General features: G+C 57.6%; 19 protein-coding genes. 14 read left to right on the top strand and 5 right to left on the bottom strand.

Annotated elements, in window-relative coordinates:
- The first annotated feature begins 3 nt into the window (after positions 1 to 3).
- From cas4 to MWL89_RS15135, 4 genes are all read left to right on the top strand, one after another.
- Entirely contained in the window at positions 4 to 666 is a 663-nt protein-coding gene (gene cas4 / locus MWL89_RS15150; protein WP_244387166.1) for a CRISPR-associated protein Cas4, read from the top strand.
- The gene (gene cas1c / locus MWL89_RS15145) at positions 663 to 1,694 is read left to right on the top strand and encodes a type I-C CRISPR-associated endonuclease Cas1c (protein WP_244387165.1); all 1,032 of its coding nucleotides are present in this window, start codon (positions 663 to 665) and stop codon (positions 1,692 to 1,694) included. The genes cas4 and cas1c overlap by 4 nt, the downstream gene beginning before the upstream one ends.
- A 9-nt stretch (positions 1,695 to 1,703) precedes the next feature.
- Complete coding sequence (gene cas2 / locus MWL89_RS15140; protein WP_244387164.1) at positions 1,704 to 1,994, top strand: CRISPR-associated endonuclease Cas2; 291 nt, start codon at positions 1,704 to 1,706, stop codon at positions 1,992 to 1,994.
- Positions 1,995 to 2,494: 500 nt separating this feature from the next.
- Entirely contained in the window at positions 2,495 to 3,016 is a 522-nt protein-coding gene (locus MWL89_RS15135) for a DUF6933 domain-containing protein (RefSeq protein WP_244387162.1), read from the top strand.
- Positions 3,017 to 3,050: 34 nt separating this feature from the next.
- Here the strand turns inward: MWL89_RS15135 and MWL89_RS15130 are convergent, their stop codons facing one another.
- Positions 3,051 to 3,494: a MarR family winged helix-turn-helix transcriptional regulator gene (locus tag MWL89_RS15130; protein WP_244387161.1), complete on the bottom strand. Its 444-nt coding sequence runs from the start codon at positions 3,492 to 3,494 to the stop codon at positions 3,051 to 3,053.
- Between the two features lie 238 nt (positions 3,495 to 3,732).
- Here MWL89_RS15130 and MWL89_RS15125 point away from each other — a divergent pair, with 238 nt between their 5' ends.
- The 5 genes from MWL89_RS15125 to MWL89_RS15105 all read left to right on the top strand — a co-directional run bounded on the left by MWL89_RS15125 (position 3,733) and on the right by MWL89_RS15105 (position 10,250).
- On the top strand, positions 3,733 to 4,161 hold the full coding sequence (locus MWL89_RS15125; protein ID WP_244387160.1) for a universal stress protein: 429 nt from the start codon (positions 3,733 to 3,735) through the stop codon (positions 4,159 to 4,161).
- A gap of 233 nt (positions 4,162 to 4,394) precedes the next feature.
- Positions 4,395 to 4,715 (top strand): DMT family transporter, encoded by a 321-nt coding sequence (locus MWL89_RS15120; RefSeq protein ID WP_102380431.1) that lies wholly within the window; start codon positions 4,395 to 4,397, stop codon positions 4,713 to 4,715.
- A gap of 184 nt (positions 4,716 to 4,899) precedes the next feature.
- Positions 4,900 to 6,561 carry a bifunctional metallophosphatase/5'-nucleotidase gene (locus MWL89_RS15115; RefSeq protein ID WP_244387158.1) on the top strand — a complete coding sequence of 554 codons (1,662 nt, stop codon included), beginning with the start codon at positions 4,900 to 4,902 and terminating at the stop codon, positions 6,559 to 6,561.
- Positions 6,562 to 6,667: 106 nt separating this feature from the next.
- Complete coding sequence (locus tag MWL89_RS15110) at positions 6,668 to 8,233, top strand: MDR family MFS transporter (protein WP_244387157.1); 1,566 nt, start codon at positions 6,668 to 6,670, stop codon at positions 8,231 to 8,233.
- A 154-nt stretch (positions 8,234 to 8,387) separates the two neighbouring features.
- Positions 8,388 to 10,250 carry an FAD-binding protein gene (locus MWL89_RS15105; protein WP_244387156.1) on the top strand — a complete coding sequence of 621 codons (1,863 nt, stop codon included), beginning with the start codon at positions 8,388 to 8,390 and terminating at the stop codon, positions 10,248 to 10,250.
- 34 nt (positions 10,251 to 10,284) lie between these two features.
- Here MWL89_RS15105 and MWL89_RS15100 read toward each other — a convergent pair whose 3' ends face one another.
- Positions 10,285 to 11,742 (bottom strand): helix-turn-helix transcriptional regulator, encoded by a 1,458-nt coding sequence (locus MWL89_RS15100; protein ID WP_244387153.1) that lies wholly within the window; start codon positions 11,740 to 11,742, stop codon positions 10,285 to 10,287.
- Positions 11,743 to 11,836: 94 nt separating this feature from the next.
- Here MWL89_RS15100 and MWL89_RS15095 point away from each other — a divergent pair, with 94 nt between their 5' ends.
- Positions 11,837 to 13,162, top strand: a complete 1,326-nt coding sequence (locus tag MWL89_RS15095) for a glycoside hydrolase family 30 protein (RefSeq protein ID WP_244387147.1) — start codon at positions 11,837 to 11,839, stop codon at positions 13,160 to 13,162.
- A gap of 110 nt (positions 13,163 to 13,272) precedes the next feature.
- Here MWL89_RS15095 and MWL89_RS15090 read toward each other — a convergent pair whose 3' ends face one another.
- On the bottom strand, positions 13,273 to 15,321 hold the full coding sequence (locus MWL89_RS15090) for a DUF2207 domain-containing protein (protein ID WP_244387144.1): 2,049 nt from the start codon (positions 15,319 to 15,321) through the stop codon (positions 13,273 to 13,275).
- 76 nt (positions 15,322 to 15,397) lie between these two features.
- On the opposite strand from MWL89_RS15090, the gene MWL89_RS15085 reads away from it, so the two are divergent.
- Positions 15,398 to 16,249: a TIGR04282 family arsenosugar biosynthesis glycosyltransferase gene (locus MWL89_RS15085; protein ID WP_244387141.1), complete on the top strand. Its 852-nt coding sequence runs from the start codon at positions 15,398 to 15,400 to the stop codon at positions 16,247 to 16,249.
- Here MWL89_RS15085 and MWL89_RS15080 read toward each other — a convergent pair.
- Positions 16,246 to 16,887: a cysteine hydrolase family protein gene (locus MWL89_RS15080; protein ID WP_102380148.1), complete on the bottom strand. Its 642-nt coding sequence runs from the start codon at positions 16,885 to 16,887 to the stop codon at positions 16,246 to 16,248. The two genes, MWL89_RS15085 and MWL89_RS15080, sit on opposite strands and share 4 nt — an antisense overlap.
- Positions 16,888 to 16,941: 54 nt before the next feature.
- Positions 16,942 to 17,613: a Crp/Fnr family transcriptional regulator gene (locus MWL89_RS15075; protein ID WP_244387134.1), complete on the bottom strand. Its 672-nt coding sequence runs from the start codon at positions 17,611 to 17,613 to the stop codon at positions 16,942 to 16,944.
- Between the two features lie 126 nt (positions 17,614 to 17,739).
- Between MWL89_RS15075 and hcp the strand changes: the two genes are divergently transcribed.
- The 3 genes from hcp to MWL89_RS15060 all read left to right on the top strand — a co-directional run bounded on the left by hcp (position 17,740) and on the right by MWL89_RS15060 (position 22,164).
- Positions 17,740 to 19,320, top strand: coding sequence for a hydroxylamine reductase (hcp, locus tag MWL89_RS15070; protein ID WP_244387132.1), 1,581 nt, complete (start codon positions 17,740 to 17,742; stop codon positions 19,318 to 19,320).
- A 464-nt stretch (positions 19,321 to 19,784) separates the two neighbouring features.
- Positions 19,785 to 21,467, top strand: coding sequence for an ATP-binding protein (locus tag MWL89_RS15065; RefSeq protein WP_244387129.1), 1,683 nt, complete (start codon positions 19,785 to 19,787; stop codon positions 21,465 to 21,467).
- Complete coding sequence (locus tag MWL89_RS15060) at positions 21,460 to 22,164, top strand: response regulator transcription factor (protein WP_102380145.1); 705 nt, start codon at positions 21,460 to 21,462, stop codon at positions 22,162 to 22,164. The genes MWL89_RS15065 and MWL89_RS15060 overlap by 8 nt, the downstream gene beginning before the upstream one ends.
- Positions 22,165 to 22,263: the final 99 nt, after the last annotated feature.

Here is a 22,263-nt window from a genome sequence, read left to right as displayed (position 1 = left end):
GCGATGGATTCCGAAGACGAGTTTCTCGCTCTTTCGGGCATTCAGCATTTTGCGTTCTGCAAGCGACAATGGGCGTTGATACATATCGAGCAAACCTGGCAGGAGAACCTCCTGACTGTGCAAGGTGATCTCATGCATGACCGGGCACATGATGAGTCTTTGCGCGAGCGTCGCGGAGATACGCTCATCATTCGCGGCTTGGCAGTACGCTCTGCTTCGCTTGGTTTGATGGGGAAGTGCGATATCGTCGAGTTTCATCAAGATGAGAAAGGCCATTCTCTTTACAGGGAGGATGGCCTTTGGCGCGATGTTCCCGTTGAATACAAACGCGGCAGAAGCAAAGCGAGCGATGCTGACAGGATGCAGTTGTGCGCCCAGGCGATGTGCCTTGAGGAAATGTTCGGCAGCGATATTCCGGTCGGGTATCTCTTCTATGGTGAAACGAGATCGCGGGAGATGGTGGAGCTGGGTGCGAGTTTGAGAGACCGGGTTCAGGAGGCTGCAGCCGAGATGCACCGACTCTACGCTCGCCGCCATACGCCAAACGTCAAGCGTCATCCGGCCTGCCGATCGTGCTCGCTTGTCGACCTGTGCTTACCGGGCAAAATTGGCCAAGCGTCTGCGGTAGCTTACATCGCAGCCCGCCTGGGGGAGGAGTCACTGTGAGGCATTTACTCAATACCCTGTATGTATTTACGGAAGATGCTTACCTGGCGCTTGATGGCGAGAACGTTGTTGTCCGTCGTGGTGACGGGGAGTTGGGCCGCGTGCCGCTGCATACGCTCGAAAGCGTGCTGAGCTTTTCGTATCGGGGAGCTAGCCCTAGCTTGATGGGCGCTTGCGCCGAGCGCGGCGTTGCATTGTCGTTCTACGATCGCAAAGGCCGCTATCTTGCCGGCGTTCACGGTGAGCAGCGCGGTAACGTGGTACTTCGAAAGACTCAGTATTTACGCTCTGAGGATGAAGACCAAAGCCTGCCTATTGCCAAAAGTTTTATCATTGGAAAGCTTTTCAACGCTCGGTGGGTGCTCGAGCGTGCTGCGCGCGATCACTCAATGCGCATCGATGCAGAAGCGGTAAAGGCTGCGTCGAGGTCAATCGGTTATTCACTCCGTGCGATTGAGACATGTCCTTCGCTCGATTCTTTGCGAGGGATCGAAGGCGAAGCGGCTTCCGTGTACTTTGGGGTGTTCAACGAGCTTATTCTTCGGGGCAAAGAGAGCTTCTTCTTTGACAGGCGAGTTCGTCGTCCTCCAACCGATGCGGTGAACGCAATGCTTTCGCTTTTTTACACGGTTCTCGCCTCCGATTGCGCATCGGCTTTAGAAGGCGTTGGGCTTGACCCTTATGTCGGCTTTCTTCACGTTGATAGACCGGGACGTCGTTCTCTTGCCCTTGATCTCATGGAAGAACTAAGGGCGGCGATAGTTGATCGGTTTGTTCTTACCTCCATCAATAATAAGGTTGTCGATTCGTCGTGTTTCGAGCAGCGTGAAACCGGTGAAGTAAGGCTTACGAGCGATGGGCGGCGTACGCTGTTCGAAGCATGGCAAGATAAAAAGAAGGAACAGATAACGCATCCGTTCCTGAAGGAGAAGATCCCTCGGGGCCTGATTCCTCATGTGCAGGCGTTGCTGTTGTCGCGGTATTTGAGGGGGGATCTTGATGGATATCCTCCCTTTATGTGGAAGTGAGGCCTCGTTGTGCTTATCTTGATAACCTACGACGTGAATACCGAAGATCCCGAAGGTCGGCGTCGGTTAAGGCGTGTTGCTCGTCATTGTGTGAATTACGGCCAACGCGTGCAGAATTCGGTTTTTGAATGCGTTGCTGATGCTGCAACGATGGAGCGCATTAAACGTGAGCTGATTGAGCTGATCGATCCAGAAAAGGATAGTCTGAGGTTTTATCGTCTTGGCGCGAAGTACCAAACCAAAATCGAACACGTAGGCGCGAAGCCAACGTATGATGCCGAAGGTTTTCTTGCGTTGTGAATGCAAGTGCGAACCTGAGGCGATCATGCCTGCGCGAATGAGGTTCGCACCTGTTTCTGCGGCATTTGGGTGGTTCTGGATGGTAATGGGGCAGCAAGTTTGGCTAGGTATTGACAACATGTAGGCGTACGAGAATGGATGCGACTATATGTTGCGGTCACTCCCCGCATGGGGAGTGTGGGTTGAAATTGACCGTCACGTTTCATGGCGGTTACGAGTACCGTGTCACTCCCCGCATGGGGAGTGTGGGTTGAAATTTTGTGACCGGTGCGGTCGCGCTCAGTCCGGTGAAGGTCACTCCCCGCATGGGGAGTGTGGGTTGATGCCGTCGTGCGATCTTGGCTAGCCTTGCCGTTGGTCACCCCACACGGGGTACAGGTTGCACGATAGATGGATCCTAATATATGTTAAACGCTTTCCGTCGCTCTCGGCATAGGGGCGTAGAGTAAAACCGTTATAGTAGCAATGCCGCTGTTTTTCGTCTAGAAGGGCTGATCCCCATGGAGTTCGGCATCACTATACCGCTGCAGAACTACCTCCATGCGAGGAAGCCGCCCTACGGGAACATGACCGATCCGCTGTTCTGTTGGGAGGTCCATCGCTTCACGTTCGCGGGGAAGGATGCGCTCATCGCGGCCAATGCAAGCAATCGATTCTGCGTTCTGGCTGCAGGGTTGTCGCAGCAGGACTGGGCGGATTGGCAGACGGTATGCGTGGATTCGTTAGCCGCAGTGCTGCGCAGTGAAGGTTTGAGCGCCGAATTGGTCGAAGCCTACCTCGATATCTCTGGTCCGTCTGAAACCACCAAGACGCACGGCCGCAGATCGGTTGCGGGGCTTAACCTCGCAGTTGACTATCTGCAACGACACGAGTTTGCGATCGATACAGCGGAGCTCGTACAGCTCGACGCCTGCTCTGCCGCCAACCGGGAGCTGTGCAAGGCGGCAGGGTTCGCACAGCGAGGGCGGCCGGTCGATTTCCTACGGCACGATCTTAGCCGCTTGGGGCTGCTTGGCGGCTAAGCTTTCCGTTGCACGCGCAAGGAGCTATCGCCGCTTACAGTAATTCTTTGAGTCCCTCACGAAGCTTCTCGACTACGGCGACACAGGTGGCGGCATCCTTTTCCGAAATGTCCTCGAAGAGATGGTTGATGACTTCGTCGATCTTCTCGTTGTAAAGTACGGCGAGATTTCGACCCATGTCGGTCGGTTCGACGAGCAGGGCGCGGTTATCGTGCTCGTCGGGACGAATGGTTACATAACCGGCCTTTTCAAGCTTGAGCAGTATCTGCTTGATGTTTTGATGCGAGGCGCCGTTCGCTTCCGAGAGCTCGCCGAGCGAGGGGGGTTCGTCGAACGAGCAGAGCGAAGCGAGCAGCAGGACCTGTCGGCCCGAAAGGCCGAAAAAGCTTTTGCGCTCAACGTATTTGAGTCTCACGCTGAAGTATGAAAGGCTTCGCAGCAGTTGCCGCTGGGTAGAATCGGTAGGAACGTACTGCATGGGATTCCTCTCGTTGGATATGCGAATAGGAGCATTATTAGAGAATAGCTTACCAAAAAACTAATGCAACCCCATGGATGAAACAAGGAGAGAATCGTAGGCTGCCTGTAATAAACCAGCGCCGCCCAAACGCGATATACTTAAGGCATTGTTGGATCCGACGATCCGATCGAATGCAAGGCCGTCCGACGGGTCATACCAAGGCGGCCTCCGTCCGATCGTGAAAGGAAGGGATACCATGGCCCTCAAGAAAATCCTTGTCGCATACGATGGCTCCGATCTGGCCGATAAAGCGCTCGGCCTTGCGTTCGACATCGCGCTGCCCAACCCTGATACGAAAGTCGATGTAGTCAACGTCGTACCGATTCCCCTGCTGAACGAAACGCAAGCGATCGGCCTCAAAGACATTACCGACATGATGATCGAGGATGGCAAAGAAACGCTGTATGCGGCCCATGACAAGATCGAAGCGCTTGGTGATCGGGCAGGCACGCTGCTCCTTACCGGCACGGCTCCCGCTACCGAGCTTCTCAAGTTGGCGAACGGCGGCGAGTACGATCTCATCATTCTGGGGAACCGCGGTTTATCGGGGCTTAAGGAATACATGGGAAGCGTAAGTTACAAGGTGTTCCACGGAGCCGAGATTCCCGTTTTGATCGCAAAGTAGCTCCAGGCGGCGCAAAACCGGCGTTCGGGGAGGTTTGGGATGCATACTGCTTGAATGAGCAGCGGCTATGCAGTTTTGGCGAATACCCTAGTATGATGTTACCTAAGAGGGTAGAATAAACGGACAATTGAAGCATCTGCCGCCGGGTAGACCAAGAACAAAGCATGTGCGCCCCTATCGTTAGGCCATAGAAGATAGGGGAAAGCGCATGCTTTTTTATTGGAGTGAGCATCATGAACTGGGTAATTCTGATCATCGCCGGACTGTTCGAGACGTTTTGGGCCTACCAGCTCAAGCTGTCGGATGGGTTCAGCAAGCTCATGCCGAGCATTCTTACCATCGTCGGTATGATAATCAGCTTCGGCCTTCTGGCGCACGCGCTGAAGACGCTGCCGCTGAGCGTCGGCTATGCGGTGTGGACGGGTATCGGCATCGTCGGTGCGGCGATTCTCGGCATTGTGTTTCTGAAAGAACCTGCGAGCGCCATCAAGATCCTTTGCATTTTACTGATCGGTGCAGGGATCATCGGGCTCAACCTGACGACGCACGAATAGGCATGGTCTGCGCCGCGATCCTGTAAAGGAAGTCGACTTCGCTACCGCGAGGGCGGGTTGCGAACGCTTCCGCCGAGCGCTGCTTCCGCATGCTGATGCGTCGAGCATGCGTCGGGCGCGTCATGGGATAATACTTTCGGGAGACGGGAAGCAAATGGGGCTTCCTGTGGCGAAGGGAGCTTCTATGAGGCGTACGGGTCGAAAGCTAGGCATCCTATTCCTGACCGTTGTAGTCGCGGCGTGCGGGTTGCCCTTATTCGGGTGCTCGTGTTCGGGCGGGGGACAACAGGGGCAACCGCAAGCCGCCGAGCCGAAGCTCGCCATCATCCACACCAACGACACGCATGGCTACGACATGCCCGCCGAGCCGACCGATTCCGCACCCGGGGTCATCGGGATGGCGGCGGTCGCCCAGATCAAGAAAGACTACGAGGAGCAGGGCTACGAAGTGCTGCTCCTCGACGACGGCGACGCCATCCAGGACAACGTGCTCGTGAACCTTTCGCGGGGCGAAGCCGCCATCGATTTCATGAATGCGGCAGGATACGATGCCATGTCGATCGGCAACCACGAATTCGATTGGGGAGCCGACAACCTCGAAGCGCTCATCGCGAAGGCGAACTTCCCCGTGCTCGCCGCGAACATCACCGTCGATGCGACGGGTGAGCCGTTCGCGCAAGCAAACACGGTGTTCGAGCTGGGCGACGGCACGAAGGTGGGCGTGTTCGGTCTCGCAACGCCCGAAACGCAGACGAAGTCCAGTCCGAAGAACGTCGCCGGTCTCACGTTCGCTGCGGGCGAGGACATGTACCGATGCGCGCAAGAGCAGGTCGACGAGCTCAAGGCTCAGGGCTGCACGGTGATCGTGTGCCTGGGACATTTGGGTAGCCTCGGCGGCGCGGCGCCGAACCGATCGATCGATGTGCTCGAAAACACCGAAGGCATCGACGTGTTCATCGACGGGCACGATCACGAGGTTGTCAACGAGGAGGTCAACGGCTCGTTGCTCGTGAGTACGGGGTGCCATATCGAGAACATCGGCGTCCTGCTCTACGAGGACGGCGCCTTTACCGAGCAGATGGTCGAATACGGAACCTACGACGGCAAAGACGAGGCGACCGACAAGCTCATTTCGCAAACGAACGACGAAGTGAAGAGCCAGCTTTCCGAAACCATCGGCACAACCGACGTTGCCCTCGACGGCGAGCGCGATCCGGGCGTGCGCACCCAGGAGACCAACCTCGGCGATTTTGCAGCCGATGCGATGCTGTGGCAGGCGCGGCAGGCGAGCGGCCAGACGATCGACGGAGCCATCGTGAACGGCGGCAACATCCGTGCGTCCATCGGCGTGGGCGAGATCAGCATGGAAACGCTTATGACGGTGTTTCCCTATAACAACAGCCTCAACGCGGTAACGCTTACGGGCGCGGAGCTGCTCGAAGTGCTCGAGGCGGCAACGTTCTGCCTACCCGAGGCGTCGGGTGGGTTTCCGCAAGTGGCGGGGATCACGTACCTGGTCGATACGACCGTTCCCTACGAGAACGGCGAACAATATCCCGACTCGACCTACTACGCTCCCGCGAACCCCGGCGCACGCGTGACGATCACCGATGTCGGCGGCAAGGGTTTCTCGCTCGATGCGGACTACACGATTGCGGCGTCGAGCTTCATCACGGCGGGCGGCGATACGTACTATGCGGTGGCCGAAGCCTACCAGGCAACCGGCTACACGACAGGTTATTCCGACACCGAGGCGCTCATCAACTATCTGCAAACGGAATTGGGCGGCGTGATCGATGCGACGTACGGGCAAGCGGGTGAGCGCATTCTCATAGCGGTCGAATAGGAAGGTCGTCAATCAACGTTTACGGTTCGGCATCCCTCGGCAACAAACAGGTTGAGCGCGCGCCTGCGGGCGGATACTCCAAGGCAACGATCAAGGAGTATCATTTGTGGATGCAGCACGGAAACATAAACGCGATATAGCGGCCATCTTCGCGGGCCTTCTGCTCGCTATGTTCGTGAGCTCGCTTTCCGAAACCGTCACGGCAACGGCTCTGCCCACCATCGTCGGCGACCTCGGGGGCGTCGATCATATGGAGTGGGTCACGACGGCCTACATACTCGCCGCGACCATCATGATGCCCATCTACGGCAAGCTCGGCGATCTCATCGGCAGGAAGTATCTGCTCATTTCAGCGCTCGGCATATTCGTTGTCGGCTCAGTGACCTGCGGGTTCGTAACGTCGATGGACGGTCTCATCGTCGGGCGCGCCATCGAGGGCCTCGGTGGCGGCGGCCTCATCATCCTCTCGCAGGCGACGATCGCCGACGTTATCCCCCCGCGCGAGCGCGGTAAGTACATGGGCGTCATGGGATCGGTATTCGCCCTGTCGACGGTGCTCGGTCCCTTGCTCGGCGGCTGGTTCGTCCAGGTGACGGGCTGGAGGTGGCTGTTCGGCTTCAACGTACCCCTGGCGCTGCTCGCCATTGCTGCGGCGGCGAAGTTTTTGCCCAAACCGAATCGCGTCGACGAACGGCCCTCGATCGATATTGCGGGGATGGTGTTCATGATCGTTTCGGTATCGTCGCTCGTTCTGCTCACCTCGTGGGGTGGCTCGCTCTATGCATGGGATTCTTCGGTTATCGTCGGGCTTGCCATCGTGTGCGTTGTGGCCGCCGTCATCTTCGTGTTCGCCGAACGATTCGCGCGCGAACCCATCATCCCGCTGTACCTGTTCAAGAACCGAAACTTCGTGCTGTGCACCGTGACGGGACTGCTCATCATGCTCGGCATGATGGGGGCGACCACCTACCTTCCCACGTATTTCCAGATCGTCGACGGGCTTCTGCCCGAACAGGCCGGGCTCATGACCGTTCCGATGATGGGCGGCGCCATGCTCATGGCCGTGACGACCGGCTTTCTCGCTTCGAAGACGGGCAAGTACAAGTGGATGCCCATTGCGGGATGCTTCGTCATGGCGGGCGGATTCTTCCTCCTATCTCAGATTTCGATGGGCACCTCGCTGGTGATGACGGGGCTTTCGTTGTTCGTGCTCGGGTTCGGCATCGGACTCGGTCAGCAAATCCTCGTGCTCGTGGTGCAAAACGAGTTTCCGAGCGAAATCGTCGGTACGGCTACGGCGGCCAACAACTTCTTCAGGCAGATCGGTTCGACGCTCGGAGCATCGCTCGTCGGCGCGGCGTTCACGTCGCGCTTGGCAACCGAACTGGCGAAGAACATCCCCGCCTCGCAGCACATCGACGTCGATGCGATCACGCCCGAGTTCGTCCACAGCCTGTCGGCGACGCTGCAAGAGGGTATCAAGGCTTCGTACAACGATGCGCTCATCCCCATCTTCGTCTATCTGATCCCGCTTCTTCTGGTTGGTGCGATCATCATGATGTTCCTCAAGCAGCATCCTCTTGCCACGAAAGTAGATCATGCGGGACACGGAATGACTGCTGACGCGGGTGCTGCGCAAAGGAGCAAAAACAACAAGCAAACAAACTTATGATCTTTGAGCAGGTAAAACAAGAAATACCCACTTTTGGCTATACCGAGAAAACCGTTCGTTTCCTAGTGTTTTCGTCGAGGGGACGCCGCAGACGAAAAAAGATCGATCTCTTAGGAGCGTAGCGGCGTCTGAAGAGACTATCGAAGGAGCGAATATGGGTTTGTTGGAAAACGCGGGTGCCGGCATGGATCGGCGCAGTTTTCTCAAGGGCGTCGGAATCACCGGCGTCGCAGCAATGGCGGGGGGAGCGCTTGCTGGTTGCGCCTCGGGGGCCGATACGAAGGCCGACGCGGCAGATGCCGATGCGACCGCCGCTGCGGGATCGACTGGGCCGATCGGGTACATGGACGATGGATACGATTGGCTCGGTGAGCCGCCGACGATTTCGGATGACGAGATCGTCGATACCGTCGAAGTCGATATCGTTGTATGCGGGGGCGGCCATGCGGGAAGCGGTTGCGCGATGATGGCGAACAAGTGCGGGGCGACGGTTGCCGTCATCGAGAAAGCCGCTTCGATGGATGCACACAAGTACATCGGCGGTGAGTTCGGAAACTTCAATTCGAAGTTTCTCGAAAGCCGAGGTTTCGGTGGCTATGATCTCGGCGCGATCACAAGGGAATTCTGCGTACGCGGCGCCGGTCGCGTCAATCCCTCTCTGTTGGCCAAGTACGTCGAGAATTCGGGCCCTGCGCTCGACCTCATGCTCGAGTCCATTCCCGAAGACGATGAGATTCTTGCAGAAGAGCAGATGCCCGTGCATGTGGCTTACGGCCATCCGACGGGCGCGGATTATCCGATCTACTCGGGCGGCTACTATACGTGGGCGGGCGATACGCAGTTCTGGGGTCCATACAACGATCAGCCCGTCGACGGGGTCGCCTCGTTTTCCACGATTACGAAAGCATGGAACTATACAATCGAGAAGATCACCAAAGAAAACGCTACGTGGTATTGGGGCCATGAAGCTCTAGTCCTCACACAGGATGGCGACGGTTCGGTGACGGGTGTCATAGCGAAAAACGTCGATGGCGACTACGTAAAGTTCGTAGCCAAGAAGGGTGTAGTCCTGACAACGGGCGGTTTCGAGGCGAATCGCGAAATGTGTTGGGATCTCATCACCGAGTTGGCCGAATGGAACGAGCGTAGCGGAATTACGAAATCCGATTACGTCGACGGCGATGCGTTCTCGATGACAACGAATGATGGAGCGGGCCACAAGATGGGCTGCTGGGCGGGCGGATTCATCGAAGCCGATCCGCGTTCGACCATGGACATGGGCGGCGGCGGTGGCGGTCCTTGGGGCCATTCCCCCTTCCTGCTGCTTAATGCTGATGGAAAACGGTTTATGAACGAGGCTTCGGCGGTTCAGATGTCGCCGGTAAGCCGTCGCCAGCCGATTGGCATTATTTGCACGGTAACGGACTCTAAGTGGTTGCAGACCGTTCAGCACGCTTCGGTCGACCACGGATGCCCGAACTATACGAGGCCTCAGTATTACGATGACCTTGTCACCGACATGGCGGCCGTAGTGGATGCGGGTGCCGAAGGCGCGGGCGTGCGTAGCGCTTGCATTACCGAGCGCAACCTTGCAACGGTGTACGGTGCGCAAGATCTTGAAACGGCACTCAGGTACGCGGGATATTCCGACGATGTCATTCCCACGTGCATCGAGGAAATCAACAAGTACAACGAGCTATGCTATGCGCAGAAGGACACTCAGTTCGGAAAAGATGCCGATTGTATGATCCCGATCGACGAGCCTCCGTACTACACGTCGCCTTCGATGAATTCGGCAACGCAGACATCCGTCATGGTTACGCTCTGCGGGCTCGATACCGATGAGAACATGAACGTTTTGGGTCAGAACAGGACCCCCATCAAAGGGCTCTACGCGGCTGGCAACTGCCTCGGCGGGCGTTGGGGCAACAACTATTCCACGCCTACCGGCGGTGCTTCCATCGGCATGGCCATTACGCATGGTTACGTTGTCGGACAGTATCTGGCGGAACTATAGGACGCTGCGTCTTAATCATTGGCGCGGGGTGTATTTACGATTCGCTCTTGTTGTCGGGGTCGCTATCGGCCCCGACATCGCTTTCGTCGATCAAATTGATGAGCTCCTCGCGCGAGTGAACATCGAGTTTTTCATGGATGTGTTTCGTATGCGTCTTTACCGTGTGCACCGATATGAACAGCTCCTCGCTGATGTAGGTCGATCCGCGTCCCCGGCCAAGATAGGCAAGGATCTCGGTCTCGCGCGGCGAGAGTCCGTACCGATCGGCCAGGACGTTGCAGCGTTTCCGTATCGAAACTGCCTCCTTCTCCTGGCGCTCGCCGAGCGGTTTGTTTCCGTAGCGGACCGTCGACACCACGATTGCGGCGATATAGCAGGCCAAGACGAGGGCGCACAGGGTTTTGAGCGTGCTTTGAGGAACAAGGAACTGTGCGAGCAAGCCGGCGAGCATCGCTCCCGATCCGATCGCACGCTGGATGCCGAACAAAGGGCCCGATGGAATGGCAAGCACATACGAGGCGATCGCAAGGGCGCTCAGCACCGCAATGTCGAGCAATGCGAATCCACATCCGTTGGCTATCTGTACTGCAGCCGAGAATAGGCTTCCCGCAGGTGCATCAAGAAAGGGGATGACAAGCAATACGATCGCGGCGATCGGAAGAAACAGCTGGAAGAATGCGACGAGGTTGAACGGACGTTTTGGTAGGTAGACGAATACGATGAGCGCGAAGCAGACGGCGAGGTTGCTGACGATGACAAGGGATCCGTCGCCCAACGAATCGAGATCGGCGCTCCAGGTGAGTCCCGTGATGAAGGAGCATGCCATGCTTGCTACGACGGGCTTCCATAAAAACCCCGCTGCTTCGTGGTAGCGGATTGCCAATTCGGAATGGTTTACGGGTTGTTCGGGAGCTGTTGCAGAAAGCTCCCTGTTCAACAATGCGAAACTGACGAATCCCAAGAGCGCTCCGCAGGTTAGTGCAGCCACGATAGCGAGCAGCATCGACAGCATCGTTCCAGCGGCCCCGCCAACTCCTACTGAAACCGCAAGGTGAATAAGCGCCTTTTTGGGTGGGAGATTCGAAAGGGCTCGACCCCAGAGCAGAAACAGCACGGTATCGCTTATTCCGAGAAAACTGCCAGCAGCGACGTGAAGCCATATCGGGGATTCTGGGATCGCGCAGTGCAGGGCAGTGCAGGCCATGCTGAGGATGTAGATGCTGCTTGCAACAATCAAGCTTCGAGAAGGAAGCGCCCGCCCCTCTTTAAGCGCGACCGTCAAGACGATCGCTGTGGCGCATCCGCATCCGAGAAAGGCTGCCATGCCAGGATCGGGCAGGATCGAAGCGCCTGCATCCCTTTGAAACAGATCAAGTGCCTTGAAGAAAACGGTGTTGGCAGCAAGGAGAAACCCGAGCCCGAAAAGCGAGAAGCGAAAGCGCGGTATCGCGTCTTCGGGATTCTCGGGTTCGAGTCTTTGTTCGATGCTCATGGTTCCCTCCTGTACAATGCGTAGTATACGCGATTTCGACCTGTGCCGATTGTCCGTTCGAGGATGAGTGCCCAGTAGGGAAAGGGATGCGACCATGATCGAGTGCTATACCACCGACGCTCACGAGCCTATGCGCAGAACCGAGCTTGCGTTTTCGCGGAACAAGCGCGCCGAGATGAACCTCGTGAAGGTGTATCCGCATAAAACATTCCAGCGCGTCGCAGGTTTCGGGGCGGCGCTCACCGAATCGGCGGCTTATACGTTCGCGCTCATGCCGCCCGAAGTGCAGGATCGGTTCTTGGGGCTGTGCTTCGGGCCTGGGGGCAATGCGTACACGCTATGCAGGACGCATATCCAGAGCTGCGACTTCTCGCTGGGCAGCTACGCGTACCTTACCGATAAGCGCGACAAGGGGCTATCCCTCTTCACCATCGAACACGATCGGCAACTGCTCATTCCGTTTATCCAATGCGCCCTTGCAGTCGATCCGTCCATCGAGATCATCGCATCGCCCTGGAGTCCGCCGGCGTTCATGAAAACGTCGCGTACGATGATTCTCGGGGAAAGCCTGCGCAAGAAGTACTACGGCATGTGGGCTTCCATGGTGGCGCGCTACGTTGCCGAATACGCGCGCGAGGGTATATCCGTTTCGCGCGTGACGGTGCAAAACGAGCCCATGGCGCGGCAAATGTGGGAGTCGTGCCTGTTCACATCTCAAGAAGAAGCCGAGTTCGCAGCGCGCCATCTGCGCCCCGCGCTCGATGACGCCGGGCTCTGCAACGTGGAGATTCTCGTATGGGATCACAACAAGGATCGCATCATCGAGCGCGTCGACGAAACGCTCGCCGAGCCCGAAGCCGATAAGGCGGTCGGGGGCGTGGCCTTCCATTGGTATTCGGGCGATCATTTCGAAGCGCTGGCAGAAACGGTCAGGACGCATCCCGATAAGGAGTTCATCTTCACGGAGGGGTGCGTCGAGTACTCGCGCGACCGCGAAGCGAGCCAAGGGAGAAAGGCCGAGCAGTACGCCCACGACATGATCGGCAACCTCAATGCGGGGGCGAACGGGTTCGTGGACTGGAACGTGCTGCTCGACGAGCAAGGCGGCCCGAACCACGTCGGCAACTTCTGCGAGGCGCCGCTCATGTACGATCGCGAACAAGGCGAGCTCATCATCAATCGTTCGTACTACTACATCGGCCACTTCTCGCGGTTCGTCGAACGCGGTGCGCACCGATGCCTCGTATCGCGGTTTACCGATGCCGTCGAATGCGCAGGGTTCGTCAACCCCGACGGTGCACGGGTGCTCGTCGTGCTCAATAAATCCGATGGGGAGCAATCTTTCACCTTATGCGAAGACGGCAACGTCGCCGAAGTCTCACTTGGCGCCCATAGCATCATGACTGCTTGCTGGAGCTAGGCGCAAACGAAACCTGGCGCCGATTGCGCTCAACGCCAGGTGCGGTTTTCTGAGGGATGGGGTTTTGACGGCCGAACCGCTCGGGAAGGGGTGCGGGCTGAACCCTGGTTTTACCGGGCTCCACCGCCTCCGCCACCGCCTCCTCCTCCGCCTCCGCCGGAGAATCCGCCCCCGCCTCCGCCTCCGCTGCTGCTCGAGGTGGAGAACGATGACGATACGGTGCTTTTGAAAGCATCGAACGCCGAGCTTGCACCCAGGCTCGAAAGCGACGATCCGACGTTGTGCGTATCGATGACCCAGAGGCCCCAGTTCGATCCGCCGATGTCTGTTGATGCGCTGCCGGTTGCCTGCTTGTACACCTCGGGAAGGGTTACGCGCAGCTCGTTCATAACCTTGTCGGCAATGCCGAACAGCGTTGCGTACACCATGAAATCGCCCCATGTTCTCACATCGAGGGGCAACCGCTCGTTCAGTAGCGTGAAATCGTTGAGCCAGTGCTCCAACGCGCTCGCCTTTGCGTGCAGCTCTGCACCTGCGCGACTTCGACGGGGCATGAACCGAATTACGAGAATGTTGGCCGCCACCGCTACGGCGGTGCCGATGTAGAAGAAGGCGTTCATCGAGCCGAGAAACAGGCCGATGAGTCCGATAACCCACGAGATTACCTTGAGTACGGTTCCCAGCGCTTTGCCCGGCTTTTCGATGAACCGCCCAGCCTCGGCTTGCTTCTTTACCACGTCGGTCCAGTGCTTGAAGCCGTCGACCGCGAGTTCTTTGTTGCGCTCTGCGTACAGATCGATGGAGTCGAACCAAATGGAGTCAGCGCCGTTTCCGATCTGCCCGAACAGAAGACCGAGTGCGGCAAGGTCGATGGGATTGGTGAGTTCGTTCGCCTTGGGCAGCCGTGCAAGGTAGTAATCGTCCACGGCGACGAGGCCTCCCTGGGCGATCCTCTGCTGCATGGCTTGGTTTCCGAACAGCATCGCTCCAATGGTTTTGAACGTGTCGGGAATGTCGTTTGCCGGCTTGGAATAGGTGCCTGTCCCCAGATAGATGGCTCCCGTTGCTGTGAGATGCATGAGCTCGGTTGCAAAATCGTTCGTTGAGACCGTTCCCCAGCTTTCGACGTATTTCACTACGAGGGGGTGCACGTTCTTATCGGGAACGTCGCGCCAGTACTCCTCCTTGAAAGCTGTCGAATGCTCGCGTCCGAACCTGAAGAAGGCTATGAGGCAGAGTACGAGAAAGACGGCGCACGCACCGAAGTACCCGATATACAGGGCGTTTGCGGCAGATCGTTGGCGGTTGGCGTCGTCGGCCCACTTCGTCTCCTCTTTGACTATGTAATTGAGGGCCGGGTAATCCCATGATTCTACCGTGGCGTTTTGAGCCAGCCATTCGGTGGGAAACACGACGCGCGCTTCGCCATAGGTTCCCGGATCGATGCGCGGTACGGTGAACGTGACCACCCCGTCGCTTCCGATTGCGACATCCCCGTCCAGCGGGCCGTGGCCCCAGGCCCGCACATTCTCGCCCGCGATGGAGGTAGCGCCGGTCGGTTGGGGCAAGTGGAGCGTCATCGTTACGTTGCGAGACGGCTCGGCCCATTCCGAGCCGACGAACTGCCAGTACAGCTCGCCGATATCGGAATACTTCGTCACCATGCCTTCGACTCGGTAGTGGAGCGTGACCGATACCGTTTCGTCCGCTGCCTGGAAGAACACGTACACGCTGTCGAACAGGGTATCGACCGAGTACGCGAATCCTCCTGGGCCTCCTTCGCTTCGCCAGCTCGATACGAACTCCACTTCGCGTAGATCGCGCGACGAAGCGTCTTGTTCGAATTGAACGGATTCGACGGTCATTTCGGCGTTTGATCCGAACAGGTCGAACTCCCACCAGACGCATGTGAAATCGCCGTTGAACTTGAATGTGCGCGTTTCCGTTACAGCAAGCGATCCGTCGTCGGACAGCACCGCGTCGATGGTGGTTTGAGGCATGTCGTAGCTTTTCGCCCAAGCAGACGGGGCGGCTACAGCAGCGTACGCGATCGTGAGCAGGCAGGCGAGCGCGCATGCTCGGGCGAAGGATGCGAGGATTCGTCGAGCACGGGAGGGCGTTGACGCTTTGGCAGGATTGATTTGATCGGCGGTGCTCATGAATCTCCCTTCGTATCGCTGCAATCCAGTATAATCGATGCATTACGGCATTGCCCATTATCGAGGAGAGAAGCCCGTGCGCATACGTAAGAACGCCCTGTTGCTGTTCAGCAAACCACCCATAGCAGGATTGGTAAAGACCCGTCTGACCGTCTTGAAGGACGGCATCTTCGAGCCGGAGGTCGCTTCGGGTCTCTACCACTGCATGCTGTTCGACGTTGCCGAAATATGCTGCGATGCGCTTGCTCAGCTCGAATCACGCCAAGCTGCGTCCGAAGGCATCGTCGACGAATACGAGCTCATCATCTCGACCACGCCGCAGAAAAACGTCGAGGTCATGCAGCGCATCTTCGACGAATCGGGGCAGTGGCCGCGCAATATCAGCATTATCTGCGACGAGGGGGCTTCGTTCGACGAGCATTATAACCATGCGTTCGAGCAGGTGTTCGCAATGGGCTTCGATACGATCCTCTCGATGGGAGCCGATATGCCGGCGCTCCCGCGGGCGGTTGTCGTCGAGGGTTTCGAGAAGCTCCGCGCCCTCTGCGATGTGCCGGGTGGCGGTATCGTGATATCACCTGATCAGGAGATGGGCGTATCGATTATCGGGTGGACCAGGGAAACCGCCATGAGCCACGACGGCGTGTTCTACAACAAGGACGGCAAAACTGTGCTGCCCGCCTACATCGACAAGGCGGCAGAGCTCGGACTTCCGGCCCTGTACCTGCCGGCGGTCGTCGACGTCGATACGATGGGCGATTTGTTCCACAACATCACGCTCGTGCAGGCGATCGAGTACTGCGCGAAGTTCGACGACCTCTCGGTTCCGTGGCGCACAGCGCAGGCGCTGCGCGACATGGGCTACTCCGACGTACGCGTGCCTCCGAACGATCTGCACGATCCGCGCGAGGAGATCGATACGGCCTAACAGCCCTGTGCGATGCGCGCCCGATGCTCGCCGACGATGTCACGTATGGATTCGAGCCCCTCGCTGCAAAACGTTTCAACGTTGATGATCTGGGCTCCGATGTGCGCCATATCCTCGATGTTGGCCTCCTGCACCTCGGGTGTGCGCGAAGACGTGCAATCCTCGATGATCACGACGTTGTAGTCGAGCGAGAGGGCGTCGTAGCACGAGGTACGGATGCAATTCGGGGTGGTCGTGCCTATGAGCACGACGGTCGATACGCCCTCGTTTCGCAGCGTCTCGTCCATGTCGGTTCCGAAAAACGCCGAGAATCGCGGCTTTACGACGATACGGTCGTTCCCCTGCGGCGCGACGGGGGCGGGAAAATCGAGCGAATTGCAGACAGCGCATGCCTTCGAGATGGGCTTGCCGCCCGAAAGCCATGTTTCGAAGCGCGTCGATTCGACATCGGAGCCGTCGGCCGCGTATTCGCGGCATACGTGGAACACCGGTATTCCGAGTTCGCGCGCACGGGCGAGAGCCTTCTCGCACGCCGGCAGAGTCGCCTCGGCTCCGGCGATGCATAGCGACGACTCCGCATCGATGAATCCGTTTTGCATGTCGATGATGATCAAGGCGGCGTTTCTCGAATCGATCATAGCGTCTTTCCTTTCGGCTGTTCGGCTGTTCGGCGGTTATGCGACGTGTGGGTCCTATTCGGCAAAGTTGCAGATGGTGAAGCGATTCTTATCGAAATCGACGAGTCCCTCTTTGCGCATCTTCGAAAGCTCCGCCGACATGGCGCTTCGATCGACTGAGAGGTAATCGGCGAGTTCTTGGCGGTTGAACGGGATGGCGAAGGTGCTCGAACGGGCGCTTTCCGCTTGGTCGGAGAGGTATGAGAGCAGTTTGTCGCGCGTGGAGCGCTTTGACGTGTGTTCGATCTTGCGGGTGAGGGTGTAGGCGCGCTTAGCCACCGAGGCGAGGAGGTTGCGGACGAGTCGCGTATGGAACTCGCAGGCAGAGGTGCACATCGTGGTCACCCGGCGCACGTCGAGGAACAGCACGACGGAATCTTTCGCGGCTATCGCGTTGAGGTCGAAGGGCAGTTCGGGCTCGCACGCGTAGACCTCGGCGAAAAGCTGGCCGGGCCCGATCGAGGCGAGGATGGTTCGGTTTCCCCAGTAGTCCTCCTTTTCGAGCCTGATCGATCCTTCGAGTACCAATCCCATGGTTGTGGTCGTCTCGCCGACGCGGAACAGGTAGGCACCTTTCTCAAACGAGCGCGTTTGCGCGTTGAGGCATTTCAACATGGTGTTGATCTCGTCGCCGAGCATTCCCTTGAAAAGGGGGGAGCGGCTGATTATGGGAAGATATCGTTCCATCGGTACCTTTCGTTGTAAAAACAACTGATTGGTTGGAAACAGTATCCTATGGTTCTCCTCACCAAGCAAGTGGTACATCGATGGCCGGCGGCCTTTGCGTGCCGGTCGAAAGTGAGAGGAAGCGTTATGGGCGAGATGTTTTGTTTCCAATGCGAGCAGACTGTGGGGTGCAGCGGCTGTACGGGGCGCGCTGGCGTTTGCGGCAAAGAGGCTGAAACCGCACTTCTGCAAGATGAGCTGACCGGCGCACTTGTAGCGTTGGCCGAGATGGTGCGGCAGAAGCCGGGCGTTCGCACCGATGCCGTCGACGACTTGGCAATGGAGTCGCTGTTCGCAACGCTGACAAACGTTGATTTCGACGATGCCGAGATCAAGCGATTGACTGAATGCGTGCACGCCGAGAAGAGCCGCATCGCGGAAACGTCTGGCGTGGTGAACGCCCCCGATTTCCTCATGCGTAATCTATGGGATGCGCAGGAGGATATCCGTTCGCTGAAATCGCTGATCCTGTTCGGGCTGCGCGGAGTTGCGGCCTACGCGTATCACGCCGCCGTCCTCGAATATCGCGACGAGGCGGTTTCGGCCTTCATCTACGAGGGATTGGCGGCTATCGCCTCCGATATGGGCCAAGACGAGCTTCTGCCTCTCGTGCTCAAGGTCGGCGAGGTGAACCTAGCGTGTATGGAAATGCTCGACAAGGCGAACACCGAGACGTTCGGCACGCCGAGTCCGACGGAGGTTACGATGAGCGTTGAACCCGGGCCGTTCATCGTTGTAACCGGCCACGATCTTCACGACCTTAAGCTGCTGCTCGAGCAGACGCAGGGCTCAGGCGTGAACGTGTACACCCACGGCGAGATACTGCCTGCTCACGCGTACCCTGAACTCAAGAAGTACGAAAACCTCAAAGGCAACTTCGGTACTGCGTGGCAGAATCAGCGCAAGGAGTTCGACAGCCTGCCTGCGCCGATCCTCTTCACGACGAACTGTCTCATGCCGCCTGCGCCTTCGTATTCCGATCGCGTGTACACCACCGGCGTGGTTGCGTATCCCGAGATGGCCCATATCGGCGCTGACAAAGATTTCTCAGCGCTCATCGAGCAGGCGAAGGAGCTCGGCGGCTACGCCGAAGAGCAGACGTTTGCGGGTGTCAACGGAGGTACGACCCTGATGACCGGGTTCGGCCACGGCGCGGTGCTTTCGGTTGCCGACACGGTGGTCGATGCGGTCAAGCAGGGTGCGATCAGCCATTTCTTCCTCGTCGGCGGATGCGATGGTGCGAAGCCGGGCCGCAACTACTACACCGACTTCGTGAAGCAGGCACCCGAAGACTCCATTATCCTCACGCTTGCGTGCGGCAAGTACCGCTTCAACGACCTCGACCTGGGCACCATCGGCGGACTGCCGCGCATCATGGACATGGGGCAGTGCAACGATGCGTACAGCGCCATCCGCGTTGCGGTCGCGCTCGCCGAAGCGTTCGAGTGCGGCGTGAACGACCTGCCGCTCACCCTCGTGCTCTCCTGGTACGAGCAAAAGGCGGTCTGCATTCTCTTGACGCTGCTGCACTTGGGCATCAAGGATATCTACCTCGGGCCCACGCTTCCCGCGTTCGTCTCGCCCGGCGTTTTGAGCGTGCTGGTCGACGCCTTCGGCATCAGGCCCATCAGCACGCCCGAAGAGGATCTGGCTGCGATCTGCGGATAGCGTTTCGCGGGTCTCCGTTCGGGGGTGGCCGGAAGACCGACCGCCCCCGGGTTCTCCCGAAGCGGGAGCTCCTCAGGAGCCTTCTTTCGGAGTCTTTTGCTAATGCACGCTTTTGACAAGTAAAACCATGCAACTGGGGCATATTTGCTTGACAAAAGCGTGCATTAGCAAGGCTAGCCATAAACGCCACGCGAAAACTGCGGCACAATCGGGCAGTTGAAGCTATTTAATCGAATTCAGAAGGGCGATCATCTTGCAAGGGCGAGTCCCATCGCATCCCGCGTGCAGCCGACGTCGGCTGCATCCCGTTCGCATCTGATGCCGCCCGCAGCCGATCTTGATCGGCCCCCCCCCTGAGCATTCCGGCCGGTTTTGCCTTGCGAAAAAACAGTTGGAATTCTTCCGCATTTCCGTTACCGTAGAGTGTCCGAAGCTCTTTTAGCGAGCGGGTGGGGGTGCGCACGATGCTGAAATTCCTGAAGAATATAAGCCTGAAGACGATATATCTGAGTGCTCTGACGGTTGCGTTCGCGATCACATTTCTCATGTTTGCCATTTTCGACGTGCACTCTCAGCAGCAGCAAACCGAGGCGGCCCTGCTCGAAGAGGCGCGAACCTTCGCGCGAGAGATGGACGCGGTATGGCAGTTCATGGACAATTCCCAGAGGAAGATCAACTACACCTCCGATGGCATCTACGAATTCAAAGGTCTTCACTGCGCCGTTGTAGGAAAAAGCGTCGGCACGATCTTTTCGAAGAACAACAACTACACGATCCGCTATACGAATTTCAACCCGCGCAACTACCAGGGAGAACCCGATCCTTACGAATCGGAGGCGCTCACGGAGTTTGACGAAAACTCCCAGGTCACCGAATACTATGGTATCGCTGATTTCGAGGGAGTGGAGCGGTTTCGCTACGTTCAGGCGCTCGAAGTCGACGAGAGCTGCCTTGAATGCCATGGCGATCCGGTTGGGGAAATCGATATCACGGGTCATGAAAAGGAAGGTTGGACGCTTGATTCCGTCGGCGGCGCCATTAGCATCGTCATTCCGCTCGATCAGCAGCAAGAGATTATGCGCAGCAACGTGATCAGGGATATCGCATATTTCGCACTGCTTACAACGGTAATCGGCATCATGGTGTACGCCATCACGATGATTTTCGTTACAAGACCCCTCAACCGTATGAAGTCGGCGTTCGGCGAGATGCAGGGCGGCTCTCTTGCCGTTGCCCTTGACGAGCGGCGGTCGGCAAAAGAGATCAGCCGCCTCACCGTGCAGTTCAACGACATGGCGGAAGAGCTGCGGAATATCTATTCGAACCTCGAAGAACAGGTTGCAGACCGCACGCATGATTTACGTGAAGCAAACGATGCTCTTGAGCGGCAGCGGAGCAATCTCGAGCACCTTAATGAGAAGCTCGAAAAGGAAATGCAGTTCAAATCCGATCTGCTTTCGATGGTCAACCACGAGCTTCGTACGCCGCTCACGTCAATCATCACGTTTGCCCAGATTGCGCGAGAGCGAAGCCAATCGGGGGATGAGGCCGAACGGCAATCGTGGGAGGAGATCGAGAAGAACAGCCAGATCCTGCTCGGCATGATCAACAACATGCTTGATATCGCACGCTCCGATGCTGGCAGTGTGAGGGCGACATGCGAACCGATGGATCTGGGAGATGTGGTTGCTTCGGTGAGAAGCACCATCGCTCCGCTTGCAAGAAAATACGAGGTCGGGTTCGGGACGAGCGTTGCTCCCGATGTTCCGCTCGTGAACGGCGACTACGAGAAAGTACTGCGTATACTTGAAAATCTTGGAAGCAATGCGGTAAAGTTCACGCCCGATGGCGGTGAGATCCACCTCATGGTCGAATGCGATCGCGAAACCGGGGGAGTTCTCATCGTGATGAAGGACGCGGGCATCGGAATCGCCGAAGAAGATCAGGAACGCATATTCGAGCGATTCTTCCAGGTAGATAGCACGTCGACGAGGAAGTACAACGGCAGCGGCCTCGGACTCGCCCTCGTGCGCGAGTACGCGGCTCTGCAAGGATTCTTGGTTTCGGTTGTAAGCGAGCTCGGGAAGGGCAGTTCGTTCATCATCCGAATCCCCCGCAAGGCGATCGTAGGAGAAGACGATGTATAAGGTGATGTTGATCGATGACGAGGCGAACCTCCACACGGCTATAGGGGAGCTGCTCGTTTCGAACGGGTATGAGTACTGCGGAGCGATGAACGGCGAGGAGGGTCTTGAGGCGCTCACCGATGAAAAGCCGGACCTTCTGCTGCTCGATGTCATGCTTCCGGGCATCAACGGCTTTGATCTGTGCCGCAAGATCCGCGACGAGGGAAGGCGCATACCGATCATTTTCGTGTCGGCAAAAAACGATATCGTCGATAAGAGCATCGGATTCAAAGCAGGCGGCGACGACTACGTAACCAAGCCGTTCAACTCGACCGAGCTCCTGCTGCGCATCGAGGCGAACATTCGCAGGCATAAGGATACGATCGAATTCGCCCACTGCTGCAATCGCGAAGGCGTGGCCAAGATCGGCGATCTCGAGGTGCATTTCGACGAGTACCAGGTGTTCGTGAGAGGCAACCCGGTGCAGCTTACCACTAAGGAATTCGAGATCGTGGCCTTTCTCGCTACGAACCCGGGCAAGGTGTTTACGCGGAGCCAGATCCAGGAGTACATCTGGGGGGACGCCGATGCCAAGGATACGAACAGCATCACGGTGTTCGTGCGCAAGATCCGCGAGAAGATCGAGGAGAACCCTTCGGAGCCGAAGTACCTGCTCACTGTGCAGAGGGTGGGCTACAAGATGGCCGATGCCCTGTAACGTGCTGCATTCCCGTTAATATCAGGTTAATAACTTCTTAATCGAAAACTTATTTTCGATTAATCGCAATAAGCCTTGCTTCTCGATAAAGTTTAAATA

Origin of the sequence: Raoultibacter timonensis, from assembly GCF_022845715.1 — a bacterium.
GTDB classification, from domain to species: Bacteria; Actinomycetota; Coriobacteriia; order Coriobacteriales; family Eggerthellaceae; genus Raoultibacter; species Raoultibacter timonensis.
This window is presented reverse-complemented; position numbering and strand designations above follow the sequence as displayed.